Annotated in this window: 6 protein-coding genes; 5 read left to right on the forward strand and 1 reads right to left on the reverse strand. The window is 71.6% G+C overall.

All coding sequences use genetic code 11. From position 1 onward, the window contains the following. Positions 1-94: 94 nt before the first annotated feature. The 5 genes from FAF44_RS51830 to FAF44_RS51850 all read left to right on the forward strand — a co-directional run bounded on the left by FAF44_RS51830 (position 95) and on the right by FAF44_RS51850 (position 4783). A complete protein-coding gene (locus tag FAF44_RS51830; protein WP_237110885.1) occupies positions 95-1369 on the forward strand; it encodes a tetratricopeptide repeat protein in 1275 nt (424 codons plus the stop codon). Positions 1370-1646: 277 nt separating this feature from the next. After that, positions 1647-2834 carry a methionine adenosyltransferase gene (gene metK / locus FAF44_RS51835; protein ID WP_237110886.1) on the forward strand — a complete coding sequence of 396 codons (1188 nt, stop codon included), beginning with the start codon at positions 1647-1649 and terminating at the stop codon, positions 2832-2834. Between the two features lie 137 nt (positions 2835-2971). Further along, positions 2972-3625, forward strand: a complete 654-nt coding sequence (locus tag FAF44_RS51840; protein ID WP_237110887.1) for an isochorismatase family protein — start codon at positions 2972-2974, stop codon at positions 3623-3625. Positions 3626-3770: 145 nt separating this feature from the next. Continuing rightward, complete coding sequence (locus FAF44_RS51845; RefSeq protein ID WP_237110888.1) at positions 3771-4322, forward strand: hypothetical protein; 552 nt, start codon at positions 3771-3773, stop codon at positions 4320-4322. Then, entirely contained in the window at positions 4319-4783 is a 465-nt protein-coding gene (locus tag FAF44_RS51850; protein ID WP_237110889.1) for a hypothetical protein, read from the forward strand. The genes FAF44_RS51845 and FAF44_RS51850 overlap by 4 nt, the downstream gene beginning before the upstream one ends. Positions 4784-4824: 41 nt before the next feature. On the opposite strand, the gene FAF44_RS51855 is transcribed toward FAF44_RS51850, so the two are convergent. Beyond that, the coding region (locus tag FAF44_RS51855) for a 4'-phosphopantetheinyl transferase superfamily protein (RefSeq protein WP_237110890.1) at positions 4825-5305 on the reverse strand (481 nt) is incomplete at its 5' end.

Genomic DNA, 5305 nt, shown 5'->3' on the forward strand with positions numbered 1-5305 from the left:
GGGGGTTGGGTTGAATGTGCAGTATCGGTTCCATGATTTGATTCGGGTGTTCGCGGGTGAGCGGTTGTCGGAGGAGGAGACGCACGCCGATCGCATGGCTGCGCTGACCCGGCTGCTCAACGCCCTGCACGCGTTGAGCGAGGCCGCGCGCGTGCGCGAGTTCGGCCCCACCGGCGGGCCCGCCACCCTGCCCCGGATCGACGCGGAACTGCCCGCCGACCTGGTCGGCCGGCTCGTCGCCGACCCGATCGCGTGGTTCGATCGCGAACGCCCGGTCGTCATGGCCGGCATCCGCCAGGCCGTGCAGGCGGGGCGCGCCGAGCTGTGCTGGCGCATCGCGATGAACGCCGAACCCTTCTTCGAGCTGCGCGTCTACCTCGACGAGTGGCGCGAGATCCAGGAGATCGCGCTGGCTGCCGCGCGCCAGGCGGGCGACGAGCGCGGCCAGGCCGAGATGTTGTGCGTCAGGGGCGCGCTCGCGCAGACCGAACAGCGCTTCGACGACGCGCGCCGCGACTTCGAAGGCGCCCTCTCCCTGTTCGAGAAGACCGCGGACGTGTTCCAGATGGCCAAGGTCAGACGGGACCTGGCCTTCCTGGAACGCATGAACGGCCAGCTCGACGAGGCCGCCATGCACCTGGAACAGGCGCTGGCCATCTTCGTCGAACTCGGCGACCAGATCCTGGCCGCGCACACGCTCGACAACCTCGCCGCCATCCGCGCCGAGTGCGGCGACATCGACGACGCCAAGATCATGCTGGCCGAGGCCCTCGTCCGCGGCAAGAGCGGCGGCAGCAGGCGGGCGGTCTCCCAGATCCTGCACCGGATGGGCCGCGTGCACCTCCAGGCCGAGGAGTTCGCCCTCGCCGCGGGCGCCTTCGAGGAGGCGCTCACCATCGTCGAGGGCACCGGCGACAGCGTCGGCGAAGCCTTCGCCCTGCACGGGCTCGGCATCGCCCAGCTCCGCCGCGGCAAGATCGCCGAGGCCGAGCCGCTGCTCCAGCGGGCCTACGCCAAGGCGCAGAGCGCCCGCAACCGCCTGGCCGAGGCGCACTCCGTGGCCGGGCTGGGCGAACTGGCCATCACCATGAACCGGCCCGACGACGCGGCCGGCCGGCTGTACCAGGCCGTCGTGCTGTTCCAGCAGATGCGCGTGCCGCTGCGCGAGGCCCACGCGCTCATGATGCTGACCGGGGTCCAGCGCGCGTTGGGCGAGGAGGACGCGGCCAAGCGCGGGCTGGCCCGCGTCCAGGAACTCGCCGACGAGGTGGACGAGCGGGCGGCGCGCACGCTGCGCGCGCACCTCGAACTCCTCGCCACGTCACGATCCGCCTCCTACACCAGCTCGCTGTCCGGCAACGTCGGCTGACACCGCATAGCGCGAGAACATTTTCCGGCACCCCCTGCCTATTCTCGAGAAAAGCCACGTCCGGCCCGTCGCCGGAAAAGGCGAATTCAGGAGGTCCGCCGCGGTCGCGCGGCTTTTCGGGTGTGGCTGCGCCGAGATTCCAGGGAGTCTTTCGCCATGCCTCGAATTCGTGTTTCCAAGCCCAAGCCGCGGCCGTCGAGAGTGGAGCTGGACCTGCGTACGCCGTCGGGTCGCCGGCTGCCGTTCTAGCCGATCGCCGTTCTGAGGAGGTGGGCCAGTGGCCCGTCGTTTGTTCACGTCGGAGTCGGTCACGGAAGGCCATCCCGACAAGATCGCGGACAAGATCAGTGACAGCGTCCTGGACGCCATGCTGAAGCAGGATCCGGGCAGCCGCGTGGCCGTGGAGACGTTGATCACCACGGGGATGGTCCACGTGGCGGGAGAGGTGACGACCAAGACCTACATCGACATCCCGGGCCTGGTCAGGGAGCGCATCCTGGAGATCGGCTACGACTCCTCGCAGAAGGGGTTCGACGGGGCCTCGTGCGGGGTGTCGGTGTCGATCGGGACGCAGTCGCCGGACATCGCCCAGGGCGTGGACGACGCCTACGAGCACCGCGTCGAGGGCGTCGGCGACGAACTGGACCGTCAGGGGGCCGGCGACCAGGGGCTGATGTTCGGCTACGCGTGCACCGAGACGCCGGAGCTGATGCCGCTGCCGATCACGCTGGCGCACCGGCTCGCCCGCCGCCTGACCGAGGTGCGCCGCACCGGCGTGGTCCCCTACCTGCGGCCCGACGGCAAGACGCAGGTCACCGTGGAGTACGACGGCGACCGCCCCGTCCGGCTGGACACGGTGGTCGTGTCGAGCCAGCACGCCTCGGGCGTCTCCCTGCGGGACATGCTCGCTCCCGACCTGCGCCGGGAGGTGGTGGAGCCGGTCCTCGCCGAGGCGGGGCTGGCCGCCGAGGGGTACCGGCTGCTCATCAACCCGACCGGACGCTTCGAGGTCGGCGGCCCGATGGGCGACGCCGGGCTGACCGGCCGGAAGATCATCGTGGACACGTACGGCGGGATGGCCCGGCACGGGGGCGGGGCGTTCTCCGGCAAGGACCCGTCGAAGGTGGACCGCTCGGGCGCCTACGCGATGCGGTGGGTGGCCAAGAACGTCGTGGCCGCGGGGCTGGCCGACCGCTGCGAGGTACAGGTGGCCTACGCGATCGGCAAGGCGCACCCGGTGGGCCTGTTCGTGGAGTGCTTCGGCACCGAGCGGGTGCCGGTCGGGCGCGTGCACGACGCCGTCCGGGAGGTCTTCGACCTGCGCCCGGCGGCGATCATCCGGGATCTGGACCTGCTGCGCCCCATCTACGCCGACACCGCCGCCTACGGCCATTTCGGGCGGACCGGCTTCCCGTGGGAATCCACCGGCCGCGCCGATTCCCTGCGGGTGGCGGCCAAACTCTGAAAACGCCTTTCCACAGGTGACAGGAAACGGCGGCGGGAAGTCAGCTTCCTGCCGCCGTTCCGCATTTCCAGGCCCCCGTGAGCGGCACATCATGGAAACAGCCGTAAATTGCGAAGAGATGCACCGCGGAGGCCGTCGTGCAGGATTTCTGTGAAATCGAGCCGTATCCGATGCCGGACGCCGGGGAACTGCCGCGCAACACCGCCTCCTGGTCGCCCGACCCGAACCGGGCCGCGCTCGTCCTGCTGGACCTGCAGCACGGCAGCCTGCGCGCCTTCCCGTCCGGTGAGGCCCCCTTGACGGACCTCGTGCGGAACGTGGCGGCGCTGCGGGAGGCGTGCGAGGCCATCGGCGTCCCGGTGGCCTACGCCGCCCAGCCGGGCCTGCTGACCGAGGCGCAACAGGGGCTCGGGACGGACTTCCGGCCGCGCGCCGAACTGCTCGGCCCCGCGGACCGCGCGTTCCCCGGCGAGATCGCGCCCGGACCCGCCGACTGGGTCTTCACCAAGCGGCGTTACAGCGCCTTCCACGAGACCAGCCTGCACTGGTGGCTGCGCGAGGCCGGCCGGGACCAGCTCGTCATCGCGGGCGTCCACGCGCACCTCGGCGTCCTGACGACGGCCGTGGACGCGTTCACCCGCGACCTCCAGCCCTTCGTCGTGGCCGACGCCGTCGCCGACCGCTCCGCCGCCGACCACCGCCTGACACTCGGCTACGTGGCCGGCAGTTGCGGCGTCACCCTGACGACCAAACAGCTCGTCGCCGGACTGCCCGCCCCGCGCAATTCATGAGTTGTCACGCCCGATCGCGGAGGCGACACTGAGGGGGCGATCTCCCGGAGCCGGCGTGCCTGGAGGTGACCCGACTCCGACCCACGGCCTCGCCGTCCTGGGACGACGCGTCAGACGACGTTCCCCCCGGAAGCCGAGGTTCCGCATGGCAACACAGACGGTGTCCACGTCGCACGGCCTGATCAGCACGCTCAACACCCGGCACCACAAGGCGGCGCTCGGCGTCTACCTCGCGGTGGTCGTGGCCCACTGGGCCGAGCACATCGCCCAGGCCGTCCAGGTCTACGTGCTGGGCTGGCCGCTCAAGGAGGCCAGGGGCGTGCTCGGCGTGCCCTTCCCGTGGTTGGTCAGCTCCGAGTGGATGCACTACGGGTATGCGCTGCTGATGCTCATCGGCCTGCTCCTGCTGCGGCCCGGCTTCACCGGCCGGGGCCGCACATGGTGGAACATCTCCCTCGGCATCCAGATCTGGCACCACCTGGAGCACCTGCTGCTGCTCTGCCAGGCGCTGGCGGGCGCCAACCTGCTCGGCCGTCCGGTGCCGACGAGCGTCATCCAGCTCCTCGTACCGCGCATGGAGCTGCACCTGTTCTACAACGCGCTCGTCTTCGCCCCCATGGTGGTGGCGATGCTCCTGCACCGCCGTCCGCGGCCGGTCGAGCGGGCCGGCATGCGCTGCGCCTGCGCGGTCGCGTGAGCAGGACCCGCCGCGGGTTCTCGCCCGCCTTCTCGGCGGTCCTGACCGTCGTCGCCGTGCTCCTGGTGCTGATGACCGTGCCGAACCTCGGCACGGTCGTCCGCGCCGCCCGCGCGGACGGCGCGCCCGGCGAGTTCGTCCCGCGTGAGCTGTTCTGCGTGTCCCACCCCGGGCACGAGTCGTGCGTCTGGACGGGCGACTTCCGCGCCGCCGGCGGCGGTGCCGTCCGGGCGGGCGTCGAGCTGTACGGCAGCGACCGCGGCTCCCAGCGCGCCGGGCAGCCGGTCCCGGCCGTGGACGTCGGCGCGCCGAGCCGCGTCTACGGTCCCGGCGGCTCCAACGAGTGGATCTTCAACGCCGCGCTGCTGGCGCTGGCGCTGGCCATCGTCTGGATCGTGTACGCGCGCCGCCTGCTCGTCGTGCTCCGGCGCGCCCGGCCGCCGGTGGGCGACCGGGCCTGAGCCCGCATGCCGTCCCGCGGGGAGGACGGCGCTGCGTGGTGTCACGCGGCGGTCGTGAGCGACGCGTCCGCGAAGTGCGACCCGACGGCCGGGACGTGGAACTCCACGGCCTCGATCGGCCGGTCGGTGATCGTCGCCACCGTCGCCACGTAGCCGGGGCCGGGTGACAGCGGCTGGAAGCGTACGTTCTCGGGCGGGATGTCGAGGGGCCAGCCCAGCAGTGCGGGGGGCTCGTCCGGGCCGCTGACCTCGACCTTGAGCGGCGAGATGCGCAGGCCCAGTCCGGTGGCCTTGAGCGCGGCCTCCTTGCGCACCCAGAGCTTGGCGAACGCCTCGTACCGCTCCTCGGGCGGGATCTTCTCCAGCAGCGCCCGCTCGCGGGCGGTGAGCGCGCACCGGGCCATGCCGTCGACGGGTTCGTCCGGCACCGCTTCGACGTCGATTCCGATGGGTCCGTCGGTGGTGAGGGCGACGGTGACGCGGTCGGCGGAGTGGGAGGTGGAGGTGTGGAGTGGGGGTCCG

The organism is Nonomuraea sp. MG754425 (assembly GCF_021699195.1).
GTDB lineage: Bacteria > Actinomycetota > Actinomycetes > Streptosporangiales > Streptosporangiaceae > Nonomuraea.